This window comes from Vibrio sp. T11.5, assembly GCF_027587155.1.
In the GTDB taxonomy this organism is placed as follows: Bacteria; Pseudomonadota; Gammaproteobacteria; order Enterobacterales; family Vibrionaceae; genus Vibrio; species Vibrio neptunius.
Map to the genome: position 1 here is coordinate 72,957 of NZ_JAPPTP010000011.1, position 23,033 is coordinate 95,989.

The 23,033-nt window shown below is 46.6% G+C and carries 18 protein-coding genes; 10 read left to right on the forward strand and 8 right to left on the reverse strand.

The window, feature by feature from the left end:
* Positions 1–140: 140 nt before the first annotated feature.
* Positions 141–1,055 (reverse strand): recombination-associated protein RdgC, encoded by a 915-nt coding sequence (gene rdgC, locus OH455_RS12980; protein WP_269981691.1) that lies wholly within the window; start codon positions 1,053–1,055, stop codon positions 141–143.
* Positions 1,056–1,262: 207 nt separating this feature from the next.
* On the opposite strand from rdgC, the gene phoB reads away from it, so the two are divergent.
* The 3 genes from phoB to OH455_RS12995 are packed head-to-tail and all read left to right on the forward strand — an operon-like array spanning position 1,263 to position 4,236.
* Entirely contained in the window at positions 1,263–1,952 is a 690-nt protein-coding gene (gene phoB, locus OH455_RS12985) for a phosphate regulon transcriptional regulator PhoB (RefSeq protein ID WP_006959748.1), read from the forward strand.
* Between the two features lie 26 nt (positions 1,953–1,978).
* The gene (phoR, locus tag OH455_RS12990; RefSeq protein ID WP_269981692.1) at positions 1,979–3,277 is read left to right on the forward strand and encodes a phosphate regulon sensor histidine kinase PhoR; all 1,299 of its coding nucleotides are present in this window, start codon (positions 1,979–1,981) and stop codon (positions 3,275–3,277) included.
* Positions 3,277–4,236 (forward strand): PstS family phosphate ABC transporter substrate-binding protein, encoded by a 960-nt coding sequence (locus OH455_RS12995; protein ID WP_269981693.1) that lies wholly within the window; start codon positions 3,277–3,279, stop codon positions 4,234–4,236. Before phoR ends, OH455_RS12995 begins: the two co-directional genes overlap by 1 nt.
* Positions 4,237–4,333: 97 nt before the next feature.
* Here OH455_RS12995 and ppx read toward each other — a convergent pair whose 3' ends face one another.
* Positions 4,334–5,833, reverse strand: a complete 1,500-nt coding sequence (ppx, locus tag OH455_RS13000; RefSeq protein ID WP_269981694.1) for an exopolyphosphatase — start codon at positions 5,831–5,833, stop codon at positions 4,334–4,336.
* Positions 5,808–7,919, reverse strand: a complete 2,112-nt coding sequence (gene ppk1 / locus OH455_RS13005) for a polyphosphate kinase 1 (RefSeq protein ID WP_269981695.1) — start codon at positions 7,917–7,919, stop codon at positions 5,808–5,810. The genes ppx and ppk1 overlap by 26 nt, the downstream gene beginning before the upstream one ends.
* A 195-nt stretch (positions 7,920–8,114) precedes the next feature.
* On the opposite strand from ppk1, the gene OH455_RS13010 reads away from it, so the two are divergent.
* From OH455_RS13010 to phoU, 4 genes are read left to right on the forward strand one after another with little or no spacing between them, the layout of a single operon-like run.
* Positions 8,115–10,304: an ABC transporter permease subunit gene (locus OH455_RS13010; RefSeq protein WP_269981696.1), complete on the forward strand. Its 2,190-nt coding sequence runs from the start codon at positions 8,115–8,117 to the stop codon at positions 10,302–10,304.
* 26 nt (positions 10,305–10,330) lie between these two features.
* Positions 10,331–11,977: a phosphate ABC transporter permease PstA gene (pstA, locus tag OH455_RS13015; RefSeq protein WP_269981697.1), complete on the forward strand. Its 1,647-nt coding sequence runs from the start codon at positions 10,331–10,333 to the stop codon at positions 11,975–11,977.
* Positions 11,978–11,980: 3 nt separating this feature from the next.
* Positions 11,981–12,799 (forward strand): phosphate ABC transporter ATP-binding protein PstB, encoded by an 819-nt coding sequence (gene pstB, locus OH455_RS13020; protein ID WP_019274140.1) that lies wholly within the window; start codon positions 11,981–11,983, stop codon positions 12,797–12,799.
* A gap of 21 nt (positions 12,800–12,820) precedes the next feature.
* Complete coding sequence (phoU, locus tag OH455_RS13025) at positions 12,821–13,519, forward strand: phosphate signaling complex protein PhoU (RefSeq protein ID WP_045976565.1); 699 nt, start codon at positions 12,821–12,823, stop codon at positions 13,517–13,519.
* 42 nt (positions 13,520–13,561) lie between these two features.
* Here phoU and ppk2 read toward each other — a convergent pair whose 3' ends face one another.
* From ppk2 to OH455_RS13045, 4 genes are all read right to left on the reverse strand, one after another.
* Positions 13,562–14,344 (reverse strand): polyphosphate kinase 2, encoded by a 783-nt coding sequence (gene ppk2, locus OH455_RS13030; protein WP_269981698.1) that lies wholly within the window; start codon positions 14,342–14,344, stop codon positions 13,562–13,564.
* Positions 14,345–14,402: 58 nt separating this feature from the next.
* Positions 14,403–15,152 carry a copper homeostasis protein CutC gene (locus OH455_RS13035; RefSeq protein WP_269981699.1) on the reverse strand — a complete coding sequence of 250 codons (750 nt, stop codon included), beginning with the start codon at positions 15,150–15,152 and terminating at the stop codon, positions 14,403–14,405.
* Between the two features lie 144 nt (positions 15,153–15,296).
* Entirely contained in the window at positions 15,297–15,602 is a 306-nt protein-coding gene (locus OH455_RS13040; protein WP_045976562.1) for a YebG family protein, read from the reverse strand.
* 194 nt (positions 15,603–15,796) lie between these two features.
* Positions 15,797–16,426, reverse strand: coding sequence for a TetR/AcrR family transcriptional regulator (locus OH455_RS13045; RefSeq protein ID WP_269981700.1), 630 nt, complete (start codon positions 16,424–16,426; stop codon positions 15,797–15,799).
* Positions 16,427–16,573: 147 nt separating this feature from the next.
* On the opposite strand from OH455_RS13045, the gene OH455_RS13050 reads away from it, so the two are divergent.
* Positions 16,574–17,794, forward strand: coding sequence for an efflux RND transporter periplasmic adaptor subunit (locus OH455_RS13050; RefSeq protein WP_269981701.1), 1,221 nt, complete (start codon positions 16,574–16,576; stop codon positions 17,792–17,794).
* 15 nt (positions 17,795–17,809) lie between these two features.
* Complete coding sequence (locus tag OH455_RS13055; protein WP_269981702.1) at positions 17,810–20,992, forward strand: efflux RND transporter permease subunit; 3,183 nt, start codon at positions 17,810–17,812, stop codon at positions 20,990–20,992.
* Positions 20,993–21,049: 57 nt separating this feature from the next.
* Here OH455_RS13055 and OH455_RS13060 read toward each other — a convergent pair whose 3' ends face one another.
* Positions 21,050–21,937, reverse strand: coding sequence for a LysR substrate-binding domain-containing protein (locus tag OH455_RS13060; RefSeq protein WP_269981703.1), 888 nt, complete (start codon positions 21,935–21,937; stop codon positions 21,050–21,052).
* Positions 21,938–22,044: 107 nt separating this feature from the next.
* On the opposite strand from OH455_RS13060, the gene OH455_RS13065 reads away from it, so the two are divergent.
* Positions 22,045–23,013, forward strand: a complete 969-nt coding sequence (locus tag OH455_RS13065) for a TDT family transporter (RefSeq protein ID WP_269981736.1) — start codon at positions 22,045–22,047, stop codon at positions 23,011–23,013.
* The last annotated feature ends 20 nt before the right edge of the window (positions 23,014–23,033 follow it).

A 23,033-nucleotide genomic window follows, 5' to 3' on the forward strand; every position in this document is an offset into this window, starting at 1 on the left:
CAAGTCAGGTCCATTCCACCTTATGGAATTGGGGCGCAAATTTTACGCCAAAACGTGACCTGTGACTAGAAAAAAGTCCATAACTTAGGTAAGGAGATTATAGGTAGGCGCTCGAGCATGCCGAGCACCTAGAGAATGGACTAAGCGTTAGGGTGAGGTAAGCCGCCTAAACACTCATATAAGTTGGGCAGGAATGCGCTTAACTCACCGCACATGAGTGAGAAATCAGCGTCAAATCGTGCTGCTTGATCTTCACGAGGAATATCATCATTCTGATCTTTCAGATCATCAGAGAATTTAATACGCTTGATGCTGCCGTCTTCTGCCAGAATGAACTCAATACGCTCCTGCCACCAAAGAGCTAGTTTGGTCACGACTTTATCGGCATCAATGTGATTGCGAATTTCGTCGGCCGTTAGCTCTTGTTTCTTACAGCGGATCACGCCGCCTTCTTCGAGAACCGACTTCAGTTCAGCTTCGTCTAACATCTGCATCCCAACCGGAGTGTCGCCCGTTTTCACCCATTCAGTTAACGTGGTTTCAACGGCTTTTTCTGGAATGGCTGGCACAACAGGTAGGCTACCCATGGTCTTACGTAGAAGGGCGAGAACATCCTCTGCTTTCTTATAGCTGCTGGCATCGACCAGAATAAAGCCTTCTTTAGGCAGAATAAGAACAAAGGTATGGTTGCTGCGGCTAAATGCGCGCGGGAGCAAATCCATGACAATGTCATCTTTGAGGTTATCTTTCTCTTTTTTCTTCAGAGGTCGACCTTCTTGTGCTTCCATTGCCTCAACTTTTGCATTGAGTGATTCTTTGATGACAGACGCTGGTAGCATTTTCTCTTCTTTCTTCGCGCAGATCAGAATGCGGTTTTCAGACACGTGAGTCATCATGTCGCCATGTTTACCCATTGCAGTGACCCAGCCAAACTTTTGTTTGTCCTGACTACCACAAGGCGTAAAACGAAACTCTTCAAGCTGCTTTTCCAGCTCGTCTGCTTTGAATTCAATATCTCGGTTAAAACGGTAAACCAGACAGTTTTTAAACCACATACACTTTCTCTATACCTGAAGTTTGGCCGCTCATCATAAAGACTTTTGCTGTGCTTGTCCTAATGTAAGCGCGCAATAGTGGGATGAAAGTTATATGAAAATTTGTTTTCAAAGGTCACAAAAGTGTCATAATTGATGGTAATAATGCCTATCGTTGCAAAGGGTAAATGCCCGATTAAATTCAACTAACTCAAAGGTTACTCAATTATGTCTAGAAGGATTCTGGTTGTTGAAGACGAAGCACCAATTCGTGAAATGCTTTGCTTTGTTCTTGAGCAAAAAGGTTACCAAGCCGTCGAAGCTGAAGACTACGATAGTGCGGTGACTAAGCTAGCTGAACCCTTCCCAGATCTAGTGTTGTTAGACTGGATGCTACCTGGTGGCAGCGGCATCAACTTCATCAAACACATGAAACGTGAAGAGCTGACGCGCAATATTCCAGTTGTGATGTTAACAGCACGTGGTGAAGAAGAAGATAAAGTTCGTGGTCTGGAAGTCGGCGCAGATGACTACATCACTAAGCCATTCTCGCCAAAAGAGCTGGTGGCGCGTCTTAAAGCGGTGATTCGCCGTGTGACGCCAACGGCACTAGAAGATGTGATTGATGTGCAGGGCTTGAAACTGGATCCTGTCTCGCACCGTGTAACCGCGAACGACCAGCCACTGGATATGGGCCCAACTGAGTTCAAGATGCTGCACTTCTTTATGACGCACCAAGAGCGTGTTTACAGTCGAGAGCAACTGCTGAACAACGTATGGGGAACCAACGTGTATGTTGAAGACCGTACTGTTGATGTGCATATTCGTCGTCTGCGCAAGGCATTAGAAGCGGCTGGCCATGACAAGTTGATTCAGACGGTACGTGGTGCAGGCTACCGTTTCTCAACCAAGGCATAATTTAAATTTACCATCTGGAGAGGTAAGTGGTAGAGCGGTTAACTTGGAAAAAGCTAGCCTGGGAGCTGGCTTTTTTTTACACCCCTTGGGTGATTGTCGGATGGATTTTCGGTCATATGCCGTGGTTGCTTCTAGCGGCTACGGTTTTGCAGCTTGTATGGCATCTGCATAATCAGATGCGCCTGTCTGCGTGGTTGTGGGATGAAAAGCGCCTGACACCACCTTCGGGAAGCGGTAACTGGGAATCGTTGTTTAACGGTATCTACCGCTTGCAGCAGCGCCAGCGCAAAAAGCGCAAAGAGCTGACCAATCTTATTCGCCGATTCCGCAATGGTGCTGAATCCTTACCGGATGCGGTTGTAGTGTTTCGTAGTGAAGGCAACATTGTTTGGTGTAATAAGCTCGCTCAACACTTACTCGGTTTCCGTTGGCCGGACGATTCAGGTCAGCCGATTTCTAACCTTATCCGCACGCCAGATTTCATTAAGTATCTTAATAAACAAGACTTTTCTGAGCCTCTAGAGATGCGCTCGCCACTCAATGTTGAGCGCATGCTTGAGCTGCGTATTGTGCCGTACACTGAAGGTGAGCACCTGATGGTAGTGCGTGATGTGTCCCAGCTTAAACAGTTGGAAGGCATGCGTCGTAACTTCTTTGCCAATGTTTCTCACGAGCTACGCACGCCAATGACGGTATTGCAAGGCTATCTGGAAATGACCGAAGACCCAGATACGGTAGTTGGCCCAATGTGGACCAAAGCCCATGGTGTCATGACAGAGCAGCTCAATCGTATGAACAGTTTGGTTAATCAACTGCTCACACTATCTAAGATTGAAGCGGCGCCCATGCATGAACTGGAAGATGTAGTGAATGTCCCCGCAATGCTAGATGTGTTAGAGAAAGAAGCGGCGAGCCTGAGTGGTGATCAGCAACATAAGCTGAACTTTGATATTGATAACAGCCTACGCGTACTTGGAGATGAAGACCAACTACGTAGTGCCATTTCAAACTTGGTTTATAACGCAGTGAAATACACACCAGCAGGCGCGGATGTACGGGTTCGTTGGTATCAGACTGCGCAAGGTGCATGTTTAGAAGTGGAAGATGGTGGTGAAGGTATTGAGCCTCAACACCTACACCGACTCACTGAGCGTTTCTATCGAGTGGATAAAGCACGCTCTAGGGATACCGGAGGAAGCGGCCTTGGGCTGGCGATCGTGAAACATGCTCTGACGCATCACGACTCGCATTTAGAAATACAATCCGAAGTGGGGGCTGGCAGCAAATTCTCATTCGTGTTGCCACCGCGTTTGGTGGTGAGTTAATGAAGTTAGCGCTCACTACTCTTATTGTTTCTGCCAGCTTTTCCTTTGGTGTTCAAGCGGCTTTGGCGAACCTATCTGAATATCAAAAAGTCCCCGGTGTTACCGGGAGTTTAACCAGTGTTGGTTCTGACACATTAGCCGGCATGACAACCTTGTGGGTAGAAGAGTTTAAGCAACTTTACCCGAGCGTGAATGGTCAGGTACAAGCCTCTGGTTCTTCAACGGCTCCGCCAGCATTAACCGAAGGTACCGCTCAATTCGGCCCAATGAGCCGGCCGATGCGAAATCGGGAAATTGAAGCCTTTGAGCGTGAACACGGCTATAAGCCAACAGAACTCCGAATTGCCATTGATGCGATTGGAATTTTCGTTCACCGAGATAACCCGCTGAAAGGGCTAAACTTTACTCAGCTAGACAATATTTTTTCTGCAACACTGCGTTGTGGCGGGACTCAGTCTATCTCTACTTGGTCTGAACTAGGGCTCGATTATCATTGGGCTAAACGCACTATGCAGCTGTTTGGGCGTAACTCGGTCTCTGGTACCTACGGATACTTTAAGAATAATGCGCTGTGTGGTGGAGACTTCAAAAGTAATGTCAATGAGCAGCCAGGCTCGGCATCCGTTGTTCAGTCTGTTGCCTCTGCAATCAATACCATTGGTTACTCTGGGGTAGGTTACCAAGTCTCTGGAGTGAAACTGATACCCATTGCTAAGCAGGGTGAGGATTACATTGAGGCGAGTCAGGAAAATATTCTTAAAGGTAAGTACCCACTATCACGTTATCTCTATGTCTACGTAAACAAGAACCCGTTTAAACCCTTACCGCCGATTGAGCGAGAATTTATTCGCTTTATGTACTCACAGCAAGGGCAAAAACTGGTTGAAAAAGATGGTTATGTGCCGATATCCGCAGAGATTGCACGTAGTGAGTTGGCAAAAGTAGGCATTGTCGATTAACCGTCTGATCCTAAGTTCGTCATCGTGCGTGTATAAAACTCGCTCGAGGTGACCTGATAACACTACCAACATCTATCGAGCACCACAGGCTATACAACTAAAAATTCAGCGCCCAACCAGCGTTGTTCCAGTATTCTTGTTCCGTCATCAAATCAGCGTGCAGCAGTTTGTTGTGCTCTAGCCACTCGTTATCTTCTGAACTCAATATCCATCTATCGCCGTCTATGCTCAACATCAGTTTTGGCAAAGCGTCTTCGTTACGTTGGCCGTTGAGTAAGATAGCGAGGCGCAAGATACGAATTACACCAATGATGTGTTTTTTCTTAAAGAGCGTGAAGTCTTCCATTTCATGTAGTTTAAGTGCCTTACGCTGGAAGCGGACTAGCATGGCCAGCACCGTTTGTTGTTCGCGGTTAAACCCTGGCATGTAGGTGTGGCGAAGAATATAAGCAGAATGACGGTGGAAGGCTTGTAAACTGATGCTGAGACCGACCTCATGAAGCAGCGCGCTCCAGTCGAGCAAATCAAACAGCTCTGAGCTCTTTTTGATACCGAGATCCTGATGCACCTGTTGCAGGAAAGATTGCGCTTGATGTTTAATTTTTGCCGCATGGGCAAGATCAACTAAATGCTTGCTGGCTAGGTTTTCCGTGGTTCTCATCCGGATATCTGAGCGTTTAAAGCCATCTTCCATTTCGAACAGCAAGCCTTCACGTAACGCGCCTTCTGAAAAGTGCATTTCGTCAATTTTGAGGTCTTTAAAGATCGCGATAAGAATGGCCACGCCGGCGGCAAAAACAGGCTTTCTATCGGGGGTTAACCCACTGAGTTCAATATCCTCAATCGAGGGCCATTCGCATAGTTTTTCGACTAACTTATCGAGACGCTTAGCGTGAATAATGCCATCCTCAAAGCCCATACCAATTAAGACTTCTCGAATCGCTTTAATTGTACCTGACGAGCCAAACGCAATCTCCCAACCTTTCTTACAGTATCGATGAGCAATGGATTCTAATCTTTGTTCGGCTGCGAGTATTGCTTTAGCAAAATTCTTGCGCGAGAGCTTGCCGTTAGCGAAGTAAAGCTTGGTATAGCTGACGCAGCCCATTTGTTTACTGTTGATGAGCGCTGGGTCAAACCCCTTGCCAATGATCATCTCAGTACTGCCGCCACCAATATCAACCACAAGTTTTGAATCTGACTCTGGCTGTGTGTGTGCAACCCCAAGATAGATTAAACGTGCTTCTTCGACACCGGGGATGATTTCAATAGGAAATGGCAGTACTTCTCTCGCTCGTTGGAGGAAAATGTGGGCATTGTTTGCTTGGCGGAGAGTATGTGTAGCCGCAATACGTACATTGCATTCCTCAAAGCCTTGCAGGCGTTCCGCAAACATAGCAAGGCATTCAAGGCCTCGTTCAATCGAAGCATTATCTAGATTTTTTTGAGCATCTAATCCAGCAGCGAGACGGACTCGTTGCTTATGTCGGCTGACCAGTTGCAGATCTTGGTCTACGACACGAGCCACCACCATGTGGAAGCTGTTAGAACCAAGGTCAATCGCCGCAACATCACGAATTTCCAGAGATTGAGTCATCAGTAAGGGAGTGTTGTTTACGTTTCTTTGTTTGTTTTTCTACATTTTTAAGATAGTCGTAAATGGCAATCTGCGAGCGAACTTTCTTACGGTTACCTCTTGGAACATAGGTATTGCTCATTTCTTTGTCTATCCAGCGGGCCTTTACTGTATCCGTAAAGTGGATGTTAATGATATCAATAATTCGCTGTTTAAGACGTTGGTCACGTACTGGAGCAGCAACTTCGATGCGGTAGTCGATATTGCGCGTCATCCAGTCAGCAGAGGAAATGTAAACTTGTGGATCGCCGTCATTGTGGGTGATGATGACCCGCGGGTGCTCAAGAAAACGATCAACGATGCTGATGATCTTGATATTTTCACTCACTCCTTCGACTCCAGGGACCAATGAACACATCCCGCGGATGATCATCTTGATATCTACTCCAGAAGCGCTGGCACCGTAGAGCTTATTAATTAGCCCTTTGTCGACTATGTTATTCACTTTCAGGGTAATGGCGGCCTTTCTACCAGCTTTGGCATTGGCGATTTCACTGTCGATCAAACGATACAGTTGTTGGCGTGAGTTACGTGGTGAAACAATCAGGTGTTCAAACTTCACTGGGCGGTATGGGTTTTCGATATATCCGAAGACATTACGTACTTCATTGGTGATTTCCGGATCTGCAGTGAGTAGAGAAAAATCGGTATAAATGCGGGCCGTTTTTTCATGAAAGTTACCAGTTCCGATATGGGCGTAGCGTACGATCTCATCGTTTTCTCGACGGCTAATGAGTAGCAGCTTAGCATGGATTTTCAGACCCGGTGCGCCAAAAATGACTTGCACGCCTGCTTCGGTCAGGACCTTTGACCATTCGATATTGGTTTCTTCGTCGAATCGAGCTTGCAGTTCTACAACAACCGTGACCTGCTTGCCATTGTGTACTGCATCGATCAATGAGTTCATTAAACGAGAGTCTTTGGCAACTCGGTAAATATTGATCTTAACGCTGAGCACCCTAGGGTCGAACGAAGCTTGACGGACTAACTCAGAAATATGCTCAAAGCTGTGGTACGGGTAGTAAAGTAGAATGTCCTGATTCTTGATCGCATCAAATTTGTTGGCATAGCCGTCGAAATCTGCACATTTCATCGGTGGCAATGGCTTGTTTTCTAAATACTCGCGTCCGACATTGGGAAAGCCGATGAAGTCTTTGAAATTGTGGTAACGCCCACCGGGGATCAAACTGTCGTAGTTGGATATTTGCAGTTTATGGCACAGAAACTCCAACATTTCTTCCGGCATATCACGTTCATAAACGAAGCGGACTGGCATTGCCGTCAGACGCTGACTTACCCCTTCTGACATTTGTTCGAGCAGACTATGTTCCACCTCATGGCTAAGATCATATTCTGCGTCGCGAGTCATTTTCATTGCGTAACCGTTCAGCTCTTCATAATCAAAAAAGCCGCTAAACAGCTCATCAAGGCAATAACGAATTATGTTGTCGAGCAAGATAATGGTTTTGCGTCGTTTGCCTTTCTGCTCGGGTACCATCACAAAGCGGGGCAGGTGATCAGTTGGGATCTCGATCAACGCATACTGATTTTGTTCTTCTTTACGTAGTTCAACCGCGATGTAAGCGTACTCATCTTTAAGAAACTGCAGGACATCAATATCGTCTCGCATTAGAAGAGGGGTGATATGCGGGAGTACCTGATTACGGAAGTATTTTTTGATCCACTTTTCTTGCGACTCGTTGAGTTGAGTTTCATTGACTAGGAAGATGCGTCGGCGTGCCATGTCGCGGATTAGCTCAGCGTACAACTCATCGAAGCGTTCGTTGAGTTTGAGAGCCTTAGTCTGCATTTTAGTCAGCAAGTGTTTGGAGTTGTCGTTACCACCACGCTCCTGATTGATTAGGATTCGCCGTTTGACATCAGCAAATCGGACTTTATAAAACTCATCTAAATTATTGGAAAATATACCTAAAAATCGAATTCTTTCGATGAGTGGCACCGTTTTATCTGCGGCTTCTTGGAGCACTCGTTCATTGAAAGACAACCAACTCAATTCTTTTTCAATGTAAAGCTTTTCTGCACTCATAACCTGACCTTTACTGACGAGTCTAACCAAATTTAGGTGGTAAAAATAAAACTGGATTAGAAATTAAGGGGTTTATATGACACTTTTATTGCACGATCTTATTGCATTATTTTCAGTTGTTTATTGCGATCTGTAATATAATTGTCACCTAATCGAAATATTATACCCGTGGGCAAATGCAGGTAAGTGAGAGAAATGGCCAAAGCCGAATTTTCATTGCGAGAACGTGATCGAAAGCGACTAATCAAAGATCGTTTAGTTCGGCTAGCGGTATCGACAGGCGGTGTCGGTGTTTTGGCTGCGCTGGTTTTGATCTTCGTTTATCTGGCAATGATGGTCCTGCCTCTTTTTTCTGACGCAAAATTCACTCCAAATGTTGCTACCCAATCGATTACCACTAAAGCGCCAGTGGCAGCTGGAATTGATGATTATGGCCAGCATGCCTATGTGGTATCTAAGGCCGGCTATGTTGACTTTTGGTCGTTGACGACCTTGTCACAGCAGCCTAGTTTATCGGTTGAACTAGGTACCGAGTACTCACTGTACAGCTCGGCTAACCCTGCTCAGGGCTGGTTAGGTGCGGCAGCGGCTAACGGGCAAGTGTTGTTATATCGGCCTGAGATGACCAGTCTTCTGCAAGGCGAGCAGCGTATATTTTCTCCCGAAGTGGATAGTTTTTCTCTCGATTTTGATTTGCAGACAGAGTCAGGCTCGGCGCTAAAGTCGTTTGCTTTTGCTGTGGATAGCAACGTCACCTTAGCCGGTTATTACCAAGATAACCGCGTTCGAATTCGTTGGCGTGATGCTAATCAACACATTCAGAACTTCGAGTTTCCTAAGCCATTTGTCGATCTCGACCAGTTGCTTCTCACGCCTGATGGCAACACGCTTTATCTAAGAACCGGTTCTGAAGTTGTGATTGCCAAAAAAGGTATTGAAAGCTTTGTAGTACGTGAAGTGGTTGATTTGAGTCAGGGCGAGAACAAACACGCGGTGACGGATATTAAACTGCTGTCTGGCGCATATTCTTTGTTGGTCAGTCATCAGGATGGACTCGTCTCTCAATGGTTTGATGTGTTGAGTGATGGGCAAAGACACCTCACTCAAATTCGCGATTTTAAACTGGCGTCGCAGCTGCAATTCTTGCTGCCTGATACGTATCGCAAGGGTTTTTACAGCTTTTACATCAATGGTACGGTCCAAAGCCATTACACCACCAGCGAAAAACTGGTGATCTTTAAACGAGCTTACGATAAAGCGCCGCAACTGGCGGCAATGTCTAACAATGAAAAGCACCTGCTAACCCTATCCGACTCGCAGCTCAATGTGGCTTACGTTGATAATCCATTCCCTGAAATCTCATTATCTTCACTATGGCAGAAAGTCTGGTATGAAAGTTATCCAGAGCCGGAATTTGTTTGGCAAACTACATCGGCTAACGATGAGTTTGAAGCCAAATTCAGCCTTGTACCCATCGCATTTGGTACGTTAAAAGCAGCGGCATTTGCCATGATGTTTGCTGTGCCGATTGCCGTATTAGGCGCCATCTACACGGCCTACTTTATGACGCCATCTATGCGCCGCGTGGTAAAACCTTCGATTGAACTGATGGAAGCGCTGCCAACCGTGATCATTGGTTTTTTAGCCGGGCTATGGTTTGCGCCGATTGTAGAGAGCCACCTGGCGGCTGTGGTGTCGTTGATGTTGTTCTTACCCATTTCAACCGTTGCCATCGGGGCGATTTGGCACAAACTACCACGTACATGGAGCAGTCGATTCCCCAATGGTTTGCATGCGTTGATTCTTATGCCGGCGATGGTGTTGTTTACTGTCGTGATTTTGGGCCAGAGCACCAATATCGAACAGTGGTTATTTAATGGCGATATCCGTGCGTATCTTGCCGAGCAGGGAATTGGTTTTGACCAACGTAACGCACTGGTGGTCGGTTTTGCGATGGGCTTTGCCGTGATCCCCACAATTTTTACCATTGCAGAAGATGCGATTTTCTCGGTGCCAAAACATCTATCAGATGGTTCTCTGGCGTTAGGTGCTACGCCGTGGCAAACCCTGGTTCATGTTGTGTTACTCACCGCAAGCCCAGGCATCTTTTCTGCCATCATGATGGGGCTAGGGCGTGCCGTCGGCGAGACCATGATTGTACTAATGGCTACAGGTAATACGCCAATCATGGATTGGAATATTTTAGAAGGTATGCGCACCCTGTCTGCCACGATTGCCGTTGAAATGCCTGAGTCTGAAGTGGGCAGCTCTCATTATCGTATTCTGTTTTTGGCGGCGCTGATTTTGCTGGTGTTTACTTTCGCGGTTAACTCGCTCGCGGAATGGGTTCGTCAAAGGTTAAGGGATAAATATCGTGCGCTGTAATCGAAGTTATCCGAGGGGCATTGTTCGTGTTTAAGTGGCTAAAGTCCGGTTCACCGTGGGTCTGGCTAACAGGCGGAGCAGTCAGCATTAGTTTGCTGTCAGTGCTTGGTTTGCTGCTGCTTATCGGTTGGAAAGGTTTGTCCTATTTCTGGCCTGCTCCCCTTTATCAGTGGAAAACTGAACAGGGTGACGTCTTGATTGGTCAGCTTTATGCCGAAGAATATGTGCCGATCAGCCACTTACGCGAAATGGACATTGCGCTCACTCCCGAAGTCGAGGAGAAAGGCTTAGTTCAAAGACTGAGTATTAAGATTGCCAATCGGGATATTTACCCTGCTGATTTTGTTTCTATTCTGGAAGTCGATTTACTTGAACGTTCAAAGCCTGAAGGTTGGGCGGTGATTGAACGGACTCGAGGTGGGGACTTTTACGGTCAACCGAAAGGATATTTTACTGCTGATGGCAAGGTAAGCGAGCGGGCTAAAACCGATGTTGAAAGCGCGCTGGCATTTGCCGATAAGCAACGTACTAAAATTGACCGTTTGGTAGAGAAGCAGATCAAAGTGATCAGCGCTCAGGCTGACAGGTTGCGTTTAGAGAAGAAAAGACGTGAGCTGAATGGTCGCTTAGATGCCGAATTCATCAAACGTTACGACGCTCAATCGAGCATGCTTAGCCAGCAGCTCGCGGAAATGGAATCTCAGTTGGATGCTCTGAGATTAGCATTGGCTCAGCAAGGCCTGATTGTCGAAGATATGAAGGGCAATCAGTACCGAATCCCACTTAGTCGGATCTTGGATGTCTGGTATCCGAATCAAATGACGGTAGCTGAAAAAGTGGTTCAGTGGGCACATCAGGCATGGAAATTCTTATCCGATGATCCTAGAGAGTCGAACTCTGAAGGTGGCGTTTTTCCTGCCATGTTCGGTACGGTTCTGCTGGTGCTGATCATGTCGATTATCGTTATGCCACTGGGTGTGATTGCTGCGATTTATCTCCACGAATACGCCCAAAATAATGCTTTTACTCGTTTGATTCGTGTCGCGGTTATAAACCTCGCCGGTGTCCCCTCAATTGTTTATGGTGTGTTTGGACTTGGTTTTTTTGTTTATACATTAGGCGGTTCAATCGATTCTCTGTTTTATGCTGAGAAGTTACCAACGCCGACATTTGGTACGCCGGGCCTGCTTTGGTCAGCGCTGACACTGGCGGTACTGACACTTCCTGTTGTGATTGTGGCTACCGAAGAAGGTTTGACCCGCATCCCGAGTTCCGTCCGTCATGGTTCTTTGGCGCTCGGAGCCACTCAGTTTGAGACGATGTGGCGAATTGTATTACCAATGGCAAGCCCCGCGATCATTACTGGACTAGTTCTAGCAGTTGCCCGTGCAGCTGGCGAGGTAGCGCCTTTGATGCTGGTGGGGGCGGTAAAACTGGCGTCTAGCTTGCCGGTTGATAGCCAATTCCCATTTTTGCATCTGGATAGAAAATTCATGCATTTAGGTTTCCACATCTATGATGTTGGTTTCCAAACCACTAATATTGAAAGTGCAAGGCCGTTGGTTTATGCGACGTCGTTCTTGCTGGTGAGTGTCATCGTCGGGCTGAACCTGACGGCGATCAGTATTCGCAATAACCTACGCGAGAAATATCGAACTCTGGGGCAAGATTAAGAGATGTTTTCAGTTAATCAGACATTGGGCTATCAAGCGCCATTAGACGTCAACAACCTGAGTGAAGAACAGACTGCGATTGCAATCGAAGATCTGAACCTGTTTTACCAGAATACCCAGGCATTGAGCGATATTTCTATGCGCATTCCTAAAGGACAAGTGACCGCATTTATAGGTCCTTCGGGTTGTGGCAAGTCGACACTTTTACGTTGTATCAACCGAATGAACGATCTGGTTGAAGGGTGCCGCGTGGAAGGGAAAGTGAAACTGCATAGCAAAAACATTTACCACCCGCAGGTTGATGTGGCGACACTACGCCGCCGTGTTGGGATGGTGTTTCAACGCCCGAATCCATTTCCAAAATCGATATATGAAAATGTGGTTTATGGCTTACGTTTGCAGGGTATTCGCAACAGTCGAGTTCTCGATGATGCTGTTGAGCGCTCTCTGCGTGCTGCGGCGCTATGGGAAGAGGTGAAAGACAGGCTACATGAGAATGCGTTTGGTTTATCTGGTGGTCAGCAGCAGCGTTTGGTGATTGCTCGTGCCATTGCGATTGAACCTGAAGTATTACTTCTTGACGAGCCTACCTCGGCACTAGACCCAATTTCCACTTTGACCATTGAAGAACTGATCAATGATCTTAAAACCAAATATACTGTAGTTATTGTCACTCATAACATGCAACAAGCAGCGCGTGTTAGCGATCATACGGCGTTTATTCATATGGGTAAGTTGATCGAGTATTCAGATACCGACTCAATTTTCACTTCACCATTGAAAAAACAAACGGAAGATTACATCACAGGTAGATACGGATAATAAGGGAGATACCGATATTTCATGAACTTTGGACGTCACATATCAGGACAGTTTAATGTCGAATTAGAATCCATCCGAACCCACGTACTGACGATGGGAGGGCTGGTTGAGCAGCAGTTATCTTTTGCTATGCAGGCACTGCACAAAGAGGATATTGAGCTAGCGCGTAAAGTCGTACGTGACGATCATAAAGTAAATGCGATGGAAGTCTCTATCGATGAAGCTTGCACGCGAATCATCGCCAAACGTCAGCCAACGGCTAAAGACTTACGCTTGATCATGGCGATCATCAAGACCATCACCGATCTTGAGCGAATTGGGGACGTGGCAACCAAAATGGCTTATGTGGCGATTGAAAGTCCGTCATCAAAAGAGCAGATGTTCCAGGTTTCCCTTGAACCACTCTGTCGTCAAGCAATAGGTATGTTGCATCAGGTTTTGGATGCGTTTGCGCGAATGGATGTCGATTCAGCTGCAGAAGTGTACAAGCTGGATGATAAAATTGATGCGGAGTATGAAGCCGTTATCCGTCAATTGATGACTTATATGATGGAAGATCCGAAGAATATTCCTCATATTCTCCAAGTTATGTGGTCTGCACGCGCAATTGAGCGAGTAGGGGATCGCTGCCAAAACATCTGCGAATACATCATCTATTTTGTTAAAGGCAAAGATGTGCGCCATCTGGGTGAACAAAGTATTGATGATGCGTTGCGCTAAACACGCAGCGACATACTGTTTCTTCTAGTCGCTTGACGAGCTTCAGTATTTTTCGGGAACAAAAGTTTGCTCTTCAATGGGAGCTCGAATATAACCTTCTTTGTTGAGCTCTGGTAGCTCGATCTCTGGGTAGGTAATATCCTGATACTCAATTTGTTCAAGTAGATGGCTAATACAGTTTAACCGAGCGCGCTTTTTGTCATCAGAGGGTACGACCCACCATGGACACTGCTTGGTATCGGTGTAAGCAAACATTTTGTCTTTGGCTGCAGAATATTCTGCCCAGCGATTGCGAGATTCTAAGTCCATTGGGCTGAACTTCCAGCGCTTCACCGGTGTGTTAATCCGTTCAAGGAAGCGCTTCTCCTGCTCTTCATCTGAAACTGAAAACCAATATTTGAGTAAGATAATCCCAGAACGCTGCAACATACGTTCAAATTCGGGGCATGATCGCAGAAATTCGTCATACTGTTCTTGAGTACAGAAGTTCATGACTTTTTCGACGCCTGCACGGTTGTACCAGCTACGGTCAAATAAAACCATTTCACCAGCCGCGGGAAGATGCGCTACGTAGCGCTGGAAATACCATTGGGTCTTTTCTTTTTCGGTTGGGGTCGGTAGGGCTGCAATGCGACAGATACGAGGGTTGAGCTTCTCAGTGATACGTTTGATGACTCCGCCTTTACCCGCTGCATCCCGCCCTTCAAAGAGCACAACGACTTTGAGGCCCTTTTGCTTGACCCATTCTTGCAGCTTAACCAATTCAACTTGAAGTCGAGCCAGTTCCTTTTCGTAAAACTTTTTATCCAGTTTGCTTTTACTCATAAGACTCTCCTTTTGCTATCAAAAGGTTAGCATTTCAAACTCAGACGGGAGAGAATAATCACGAAGAAGTGAGAGCTTTTACTACCTTTTCAATCGCTTGTGGATCAGTAACCGGAACAACAAAATCATCAATATTCTGATTACCCATTTTGGCTTGCTCCGCGATGAGCTTCATTTTGCTTAGCCGTGTGGATTTACCCGATAAATGCACTTCCTGAACCGCAGATTCAGAAACGATTTTGTAGACATTTTCCGCGTTTAGGCCAGCACCTGCCATAATTGAGAAGCGATCGTCAGCAAGCTCCACCATGTGTCGAAGAACATCAAGGCCTTGATCGACATTAGTAGCAAGCCCCGATGTAAGAACACGTTCGCAGCCAAGTTCCGCAATATCTTCAATAGATCTCTGATAATCGGCGCATTGGTCAATCGCGCGATGGAAAGTGACGCCTAGTTTGAGGGATTTGGCTTGATTGACCAGACGTTGAGCGGCGTTCATATCAATATGACCATCCTCATTCAAGGTCCCAAGAACTACACCTTGTAAACCAGCATCGGCAGCCGCTTCGATATCAATCAGCATGCTTTCAATCTCTTGCTCGGTGTAGAGAAAGTCGCCCTGACGAGGACGAATCATGGCATACACAGGCACAGATGAGAGTTTGCCTGCTTGTTTCATCAAACCAAAGCTTGGTGTGAGACCACCTAGTGCCAGTGATGAACAAAGTTCAATCCGGCCTGCACCACCTTCAATAGCAAGGTGAAGGGATTCAATGTTATCGATACATACTTCGACAATATAACTCATCTAAATTTTCTCATGAAAGCTAGATAATAGAAATAGTAACTCAGAGAGGAGCAAGGAATTAGGGTAAACGTGAGGTGATTTGTTTCCCCTAAAACAAAAAACCTCAGCCATTGCTGAGGTTTTATACATCTGTTGAGCGTGTTGTTACGCTGCGTCTTCTTGAGCTGAATCTTCTTCAGCGTCTTCAACCGCCTCAATGGTCTTTTTCTTTGGCGCAGGTTTGCGTTTAGCACCAAGAGCAAAAAGTACTTCTTCTTTGTTTTGCGCCAGAAACATAGCCAAGTCTTCTTGCTTGCCTTCATCTTCCAGCAACTCACTTTTACCTAGTAGCTCAAAAAGCTCATCAGCCATATCAAGCATTTTGTCATAGGCGTCAGCTTCCGCTTTAGAGGTAAAAGTCATTTTCTCTTCTCCGTTGCGTTCTACCACGTACTTGACGATTACAGCCATGGTTGGTCCTCTAATTCAAAATTAATGGAATTCATTACTGTCTGTTTATACAGTTTTTCACCAATTAAGTCCAGATAGCTAGCTTAACTCTGAGAGCTGGGCAATGCGTTTGCTGATAGTATGAGCAATTGGTTGATTATCTAAACAAGTGAGGGGCAGAAGAGGCGTAATCTCCTCTGCGATGAGGAGAGTGATCAGTCTGGCTGAATGCAGCATGAAAGCAAATTGTTCATCGCCATGTTCGCAACGGCATGGATCATTTCTTCTGAAATATCATCCATCGAGTGAACAGATAAGCCATTCAGCACAGTCGCGAGGTAGTGGCTCATTACTCTTGGGTTAGCATCCTGGAGTAACTGACCCTCTTGTTGGGCTTTTTCAAACCTTTGGTGGAGAGTTTCTCCCATCTCATTGCGACGAGCCATTAGGGTTTGCTTGATGGAGCTGGCTTCTGAGCTACAAGCCAGTGCGCCTTGTATCATCAGGCAGCCTTTGGGTTTTTCATTGCAGCAGTGAGCTTGAGCTGAGCCAGACAGAATTCCAGTGATGACGTCGCGGATGTTTTGCTGTTCAAGCGCCTGATAGAAGAACTCACTTTCGCGTCGCTTATACATATCAACGGCCTGCAGGAAGAGCTGTTCTTTGTTGCCGAAAGTCGCATACATGCTGGGTTTATTAATCCCCATAGCCTTCGTTAGGTCTGTGAGTGAAGCCCCCTCATACCCTTGATTCCAAAAAACTTTTAATGCCTCTTCCAACGCTGTTTCTTGGTCAAAACAGCGTGGTCGGCCAGAAGTTCCGCCTGTCATAAATCTATCTGTCACTTATTCCTGAATTCCTTTAAATGGTAATGCGGCTGTCATACGTTGTCTATATGCCGTAATCATTCATTTTATAAATTTATCTTGATCTAACTCAAATTCTGAGATTATTATACCGATCGGTACAAAAACAATGGTAAGGATAGCGAGATGGTAGGTAAACACCTTAGAAATCCTCTTCTACTAATCTCAATTGCAGCACCTTTGGTGCTGTCGGGATGTCAGGATTCGCACGCAGAATCAGCGGCGACAAGGCCACCACCTGGGGTTGAAGTGGCTCAAGTATTAATTGAAAAAGTCACCGAGTTAGATGAATACTCAGGTCGTCTGGAGTCACCTCAGACAGTTACTGTGATGCCTCGCGTTTCTGGTTATGTCGATAAAGTTCACTTCCAAGAAGGCAGTGTGGTTGAAGCGGGTGATGTACTGTTTTCTATTGACAATCGTTTGTTCGCGGCTGAAGTGACACGCCTTAAAGCGGAGCTCAGCAGTGCTCAAACTAGCCTTAATCAGGCGATTAAAGATTACGAGCGTGCTCAACGCCTTAGCAAAACCAAAGCAATTTCTCAGGAAACTGTGGATGCCCGATTTGCAGATAAACAGCGCAGTATTGCCAGTGTTTCCGCATTAAAAGCCGCGTTAGCTCAAGCCGAGTTGGACCTGGAGTTCACTCTGGTTCGCGCACCTATCGACGGTAAAGTTTCTAATGCTGAAATCACCAAAGGAAACTATGTGACAACCGGTCAAACTGTGCTGACCTCTTTAGTTTCGACTTCTCATATGTACGCCTATTTTGATGTTGATGAACGTAGATACCTGAAATATCAACAGCTTAATAATCTTCTACCTGCAAACGGCGAAGCGGAAAATGTGGTGCAGATGGCGCTAGCGAATGACAGCGGTTATCCGCACCTTGGTTATATCGACTTTGTTGATAACGCGATTGACGAAACTACGGGTACGATTCGAGTACGCGCCGTGTTTGATAACGAAAAGCAAAACTTACTTCCGGGTATGTTTGCCAAGTTACGTATTGCTGGCTCAGCGAGCTATCAGGGCGTTCTGATCGATAACAAAGCGATTGGTACTGATCTGAATAACAAGTATGTATTGGTGCTTGGCGATGACAACGTAGTTCAGTATCGCGCTATCTCACTAGGTGAAGGTGTAAACGGCTTGCGTATTATCGCTTCTGGTTTGAACGCGGGCGATAAGGTTGTCGTCAATGGCCTACAGCGTGTACGTGCCAATATGCCAGTGACGCCGAATGAAGTCTCTATGGCGGATGAAAATACTCTCGCGAGCATTCGCCAGCAACAGGCGCTACTTGATCAGCAGCGCAATGAGCTTCTGACTTTGCAAGTGAACTAAGAAGGAATCATTGCAATGTTTTCTCAGTTTTTCATACGTCGGCCGATCTTCGCTTCTGTATTGTCGATACTGATTTTTATCGGCGGTGCGATCTCAGTGTGGCAGTTGCCTATCACGGAGTATCCGGAAGTGGTGCCGCCGACCGTTGTCGTTACTGCGACCTACCCGGGAGCAAACCCTAAAGTTATTGCCGATACCGTTGCCTCACCACTCGAAGAAGAGATTAATGGTGTGGAAGACATGCTGTATATGTCTTCGCAGGCGACATCAGATGGTGTAATGACTTTAACTGTGACCTTTGCCATCGGTACCGATGTAGATAAGGCACAAACACTGGTTCAAAGCCGAGTAGATCGCGCTTTACCTCGCTTGCCTGAAACTGTGCAGCGCTTAGGTGTGGTGACAGAAAAATCATCACCGGATCTGACGATGGTGGTTCACCTAATTTCACCTGATGAGCGTTATGACCTGCTATACCTAGCGAACTATGCAGCACTTAATGTCAAAGATGAGTTGGCTCGTATTGAAGGTGTCGGTGCGGTTCGACTGTTTGGTGGCGGTGAATACAGCATGCGTATCTGGCTGGATCCAAACAAAGTTGCTGCTCTGGACATGAATCCAAGCGAAGTGATTGCCGCGATTCAGGAGCAAAACCAACAAGCTGCAGCGGGTAGTTTAGGCGCACAACCAAGTGGTGATTCTGATTTCCAGCTATTGATCAATGTGAAAGGTCGTCTAAGCGAAGTTGAAGAGTTTGAAAACATCATCATCAAAGTGGGTGAAGATGGTCAGGTTAACCGACTCCGAGACGTAGCACGTATTGAGTTAGGCGCAGAGACATACTCTCTTCGCTCAATGCTGGATAATCAGGATGCGGTCGCTATCCCTATTTTTCAAGCTTCTGGTTCTAACGCGATTCAGATTTCTGATGATGTTCGAGCGAAGATGGAGGAGTTGTCGCAAACCTTCCCACAAGGTGTGAGCTACGAGATCGTTTATGACCCAACAGTGTTCGTGCGTGGCTCAATTGAAGCAGTCGTTCAGACATTGCTTGAAGCTGTCTTGTTGGTGGTACTGGTTGTTGTTCTATTCTTGCAGACTTGGCGCGCCTCTATCATCCCATTGGTAGCAGTGCCTGTATCACTGGTTGGTACGTTTGCCTTTATGTATCTGATGGGGTTCTCGCTCAATGCTTTGTCCCTGTTTGGTCTGGTATTAGCGATTGGTATTGTCGTCGATGACGCCATTGTTGTCGTCGAAAACGTTGAGCGGAACATTGAAGAAGGTTTAGCACCGATTGCCGCAACTGAAAAAGCGATGCGAGAAGTAACAGGGCCAATCGTTGCAACGACTTTAGTCTTGGCGGCGGTATTTATCCCGACGGCGTTTATGTCTGGCCTAACCGGGCAATTCTATAAACAGTTCGCGTTGACGATTACTATCTCAACCTTTATTTCAGCGATTAACTCGCTGACCTTAAGCCCTGCCTTATCAGCGCTATTGCTACGTGGTCACGATCAGCCGAAAGACTGGTTAACCCGCGCTATGGATAGATTGTTTGGCCGCTTTATCTTTGCGCCGTTCAATAAGCTATTTAATCGTGGTGCTATGGTATACGGCTACGCGGTGACCAAGACCATCCGCTTGGGTGCCTTGATTGGTTTGATGTATGTTGGCTTGCTGGGCTTGACAGCTTATCAGTTTGATCAGACTCCTACGGGCTACGTACCGGGGCAGGATAAGCAATATCTGGTGGCGTTTGCACAATTACCAGATGCAGCATCACTGGATCGAACTGAAGCTGTGATTCGAGAAATGTCGGAAATTGCACTGGTGCAACCGGGTGTTGAACATTCTGTGGCTTTCCCTGGGCTGAGCATCAATGGTTTCACCAATAGCCCGAATAGCGGCATTGTGTTTACACCATTGGCCGACTTCGATGAACGCCAAGACCCAAGCCTAAGTGCTAACGCGATTGCGATGCAGTTGAACCAGAAGTTCGCTTCGATTCCAGATGCCTTTATCGCTATTTTCCCACCGCCGCCTGTACAGGGGCTGGGAACCATTGGTGGCTTCCGTCTCCAAATTCAAGACAGAGCAAACCATGGCTATGAAGCCTTGTATGGTGTTACTCAACAAGTGATCATGAAAGCTTGGGCGCATCCAGCATTGACGGGCGTATTCTCAAGCTATCAAGTCAATGTGCCTCAGCTTGATCTGGATGTCGATCGTACTAAGGCGTTGAAGCAGGATCTGTCTCTAAACGATGTGTTCTCAACACTTCAATCCTACATGGGTAGTACCTATGTGAATGACATCAACCGTTTTGGCAGAACTTATCAGGTCAATGTTCAAGCTGATGAAGAGTTCCGTCAGACACCAGAGCAAATCCGTCAGCTTAAGGTTCGCAATGCCGATGGCGATATGATTCCTTTGGGGGCTTTTGTTAATGTTAACTACAGCGCAGGTCCAGATCGTGTGATGCATTACAACGCGTATACGACCGCGGAAGTCAACGGCAGCCCAATGCCTGGCTTTAGCTCAGGTGAAGCACAAGCTGCGATTGAGCAGATCCTTGCTGAGACTTTACCTATCGGCATGACGTATGAGTGGACAGAGCTAACCTACCAGCAGAAGTTAGCTGGTGATACAGCCACGCTGATTTATCCTCTGGTGATCTTGTTGGTGTTCTTGGTGTTGGCGGCTCAATATGAAAGTGTTCGTTTACCGATGGCGATTATTTTGATTATCCCGATGACGCTATTGTCGGCGATCAGTGGTGTAATCATGTGGGGCAGCGATAACAACATCTTTACCCAGATTGGTCTGATTGTATTGGTTGGTCTGGCAACCAAGAACGCTATCCTGATCGTTGAGTTTGCCAAGGAACTGCAGGACAAAGGTCTCACTGTCATGGAGGCGGTTCTAGAGGCATCGCGTCTGCGTTTACGTCCGATTCTGATGACATCGATCGCCTTTATTATGGGGGTTGTGCCTATGGTGTTCTCTACCGGTGCGGGTGCTGAAATGCGACAAGCCATGGGGATCGCAGTGTTCTCTGGCATGATTGGTGTCACGGTATTTGGCCTGTTACTCACACCACTGTTCTATTACGTACTGGCAAAACGTAGCCCAGCGAAGCAGAACCAAGAGGAACAAAAACTGGTGCTCGAACCAGCAAGTGAATCCACTGTCTGATCTCTCTAGTTTGAGTGATTAGAAGGGCAGCCCTAGTGATTGGGGCTGCCCTTTTTTTTATTGCCAGTTGTGACAGAAATCGATGAAGGATTTGAGTAGCGGGCTTTGATACTTTTCTTTGTGCACCAGTAACCAGAAGCGCCTTTTCATATCCAGCGGTAACGTCAGTTCGACCACTCGACCACTACGAATCGCGGGTTCCGCCGACAAGCGCGACAAACAGCCAAGACCGAGGCCAGCAGAAACGCTATTAATCAGTGCTTCAGTGGTGTTGAGCTGAAACGCTTCTTGCCAGTGTTCAAGGCGTGGTGCAATCACACGTAAGAAGAATTCCCGTGAACCAGAACCGGGCTCACGCAGAATCCATTCGCTGTTTTCTAGCTCACCGATTGGAAGTTGAGGAGATTTAGCAAAGGGAGAATCTGGCGCGCAAATGACACACATTTCATCTTGACCAAACTGAGTGGAAATCAGTTGAGGATGTAAGGTTTTGCCTTCAATTAATGCCAGATCCAGCTCATAGTCGACCAGTTTCTCGCAGATCAAAGCTGAATTTGAAATAAATAAGCTCTGCGATTTGTGGCCTGTCTGTTGGCGAAATTGGCTGAGCATATAAGGGGCGACTTGATTACCTATCGTATCACTGGCGCCAATTCTGAGCAGCCCGCTTAGGGTTTGGTCACCGTCAAACAGCTGGTCGATATCCTGAGCGCGATGCAATAATTCATCTGCCAGTGGCAGCAGCTTTTGTCCCTCCTGATTGAGAACAAGGCGATTATTGACCCGATCAAACAATGAATGACCGAGCTGTTTCTCAAGTTCTGATAACGCCATACTGACGGCAGCTTTGGATAAAAACAGTGCTTCCGAGGCGGCAGTCAATGTGTCGTGCTGAGTAATGGCAATGAACACTTTCAACTGTTTAAGGGAGATATTGGCAGCCATAATAATAACGTTAAACTATTCTGAACGAGTGTTTTAAATAATTAGATATATCCGAACGTTTAGCAAGCGTAATATTGTCTCCGTAGAAGAAAGAATGTGAGGCAATGATGATTCAAGCGACAAAAGCAAAAGTGATGGGTGCACCGACACCTATGGCAGGATTAGCGCTAGGGATTGCCAGTTTAGGTTGGTGCTGGGAGAACTTTGCACCTTTGAATGGTTATGGTCAGTTAGTGGGAGCTGCGATAGCTAGTGTGTTACTCGTGGTTCTGGCGGTCAAATTTCTGTTTCATAGACATCTGCTGAATCAGGACTTGGCGCACCCTGTTGTTGGTAGTGTCGTCCCTACATTCGCTATGGGCACTATGGTGGTGTCTAATTCACTCGGCCATTTTTCCGCAGTAATGGGTGATGTGCTTTGGTTGGGTGCTGTCGGCCTGCATATTGTCTTCCTCGTCAGCTTTATCTACCACCGAGTTCAGGAGTTTGAACTACATCACATGGTACCAAGCTGGTTTGTACCTCCTGTGGGCATCATTGTTGCGGACGTTTCATTTTCGGGAAATCCAGACCTGGCCTTGATTGCCAATGGTGCATTGATTTTCGGCATGTTGGCGTATGCTGTGATGCTACCAATGATGATTTATCGCTTTATGTTTACCCATCAGGTACCTGATGCAGCCAAGCCAACCTTAGCCATTATGGCTGCACCCGCGAGCTTATCGCTGGCAGGATATCTGACAGTGTCAGCGCAGCCATCGCCTGTGATTGTTGGTTTGTTGTTTGGCATTGGTGTATTGATGACAGCGATTATCTACCTCGCGTTTTTCAGATTGCTGAGGTTACCATTTAGCCCTGGTTATGCCGCGTTTACTTTCCCAATGGTTATAGGCTCAACTGCGTTATTTAAGCTAGCAGGGTGGATGCAGCAGGCAGGCATTGATGCCCATTATGTTGAGCAGGTGCACACGCTAGCGGGTCTTGAGCTAACAGTGGCGACTGGTGTTGTAGGTTACGTAGCATGGCGTTACTTCAGCTACTATCAACCTCATAAAGTGATTGTGCGTAATGCGTAGCCTTTTGACGCACTGACAAG

What these genes read in the sequence shown, in the direction of transcription:
- rdgC (WP_269981691.1), bottom strand. Translation starts at nt 1,055, where the DNA reads ATGTGGTTTAAAAACTGTCTGGTTTACCGTTTTAACCGAGATATTGAA.
- phoB (WP_006959748.1), top strand. Translation starts at nt 1,263, where the DNA reads ATGTCTAGAAGGATTCTGGTTGTTGAAGACGAAGCACCAATTCGTGAA.
- OH455_RS12995 (WP_269981693.1), top strand. Translation starts at nt 3,277, where the DNA reads ATGAAGTTAGCGCTCACTACTCTTATTGTTTCTGCCAGCTTTTCCTTT.
- ppx (WP_269981694.1), bottom strand. Translation starts at nt 5,833, where the DNA reads ATGACTCAATCTCTGGAAATTCGTGATGTTGCGGCGATTGACCTTGGT.
- ppk1 (WP_269981695.1), bottom strand. Translation starts at nt 7,919, where the DNA reads ATGAGTGCAGAAAAGCTTTACATTGAAAAAGAATTGAGTTGGTTGTCT.
- OH455_RS13010 (WP_269981696.1), top strand. Translation starts at nt 8,115, where the DNA reads ATGGCCAAAGCCGAATTTTCATTGCGAGAACGTGATCGAAAGCGACTA.
- pstB (WP_019274140.1), top strand. Translation starts at nt 11,981, where the DNA reads ATGTTTTCAGTTAATCAGACATTGGGCTATCAAGCGCCATTAGACGTC.
- phoU (WP_045976565.1), top strand. Translation starts at nt 12,821, where the DNA reads ATGAACTTTGGACGTCACATATCAGGACAGTTTAATGTCGAATTAGAA.
- ppk2 (WP_269981698.1), bottom strand. Translation starts at nt 14,344, where the DNA reads ATGAGTAAAAGCAAACTGGATAAAAAGTTTTACGAAAAGGAACTGGCT.
- OH455_RS13035 (WP_269981699.1), bottom strand. Translation starts at nt 15,152, where the DNA reads ATGAGTTATATTGTCGAAGTATGTATCGATAACATTGAATCCCTTCAC.
- OH455_RS13040 (WP_045976562.1), bottom strand. Translation starts at nt 15,602, where the DNA reads ATGGCTGTAATCGTCAAGTACGTGGTAGAACGCAACGGAGAAGAGAAA.
- OH455_RS13050 (WP_269981701.1), top strand. Translation starts at nt 16,574, where the DNA reads ATGGTAGGTAAACACCTTAGAAATCCTCTTCTACTAATCTCAATTGCA.
- OH455_RS13055 (WP_269981702.1), top strand. Translation starts at nt 17,810, where the DNA reads ATGTTTTCTCAGTTTTTCATACGTCGGCCGATCTTCGCTTCTGTATTG.
- OH455_RS13060 (WP_269981703.1), bottom strand. Translation starts at nt 21,937, where the DNA reads ATGGCTGCCAATATCTCCCTTAAACAGTTGAAAGTGTTCATTGCCATT.
- OH455_RS13065 (WP_269981736.1), top strand. Translation starts at nt 22,045, where the DNA reads ATGATTCAAGCGACAAAAGCAAAAGTGATGGGTGCACCGACACCTATG.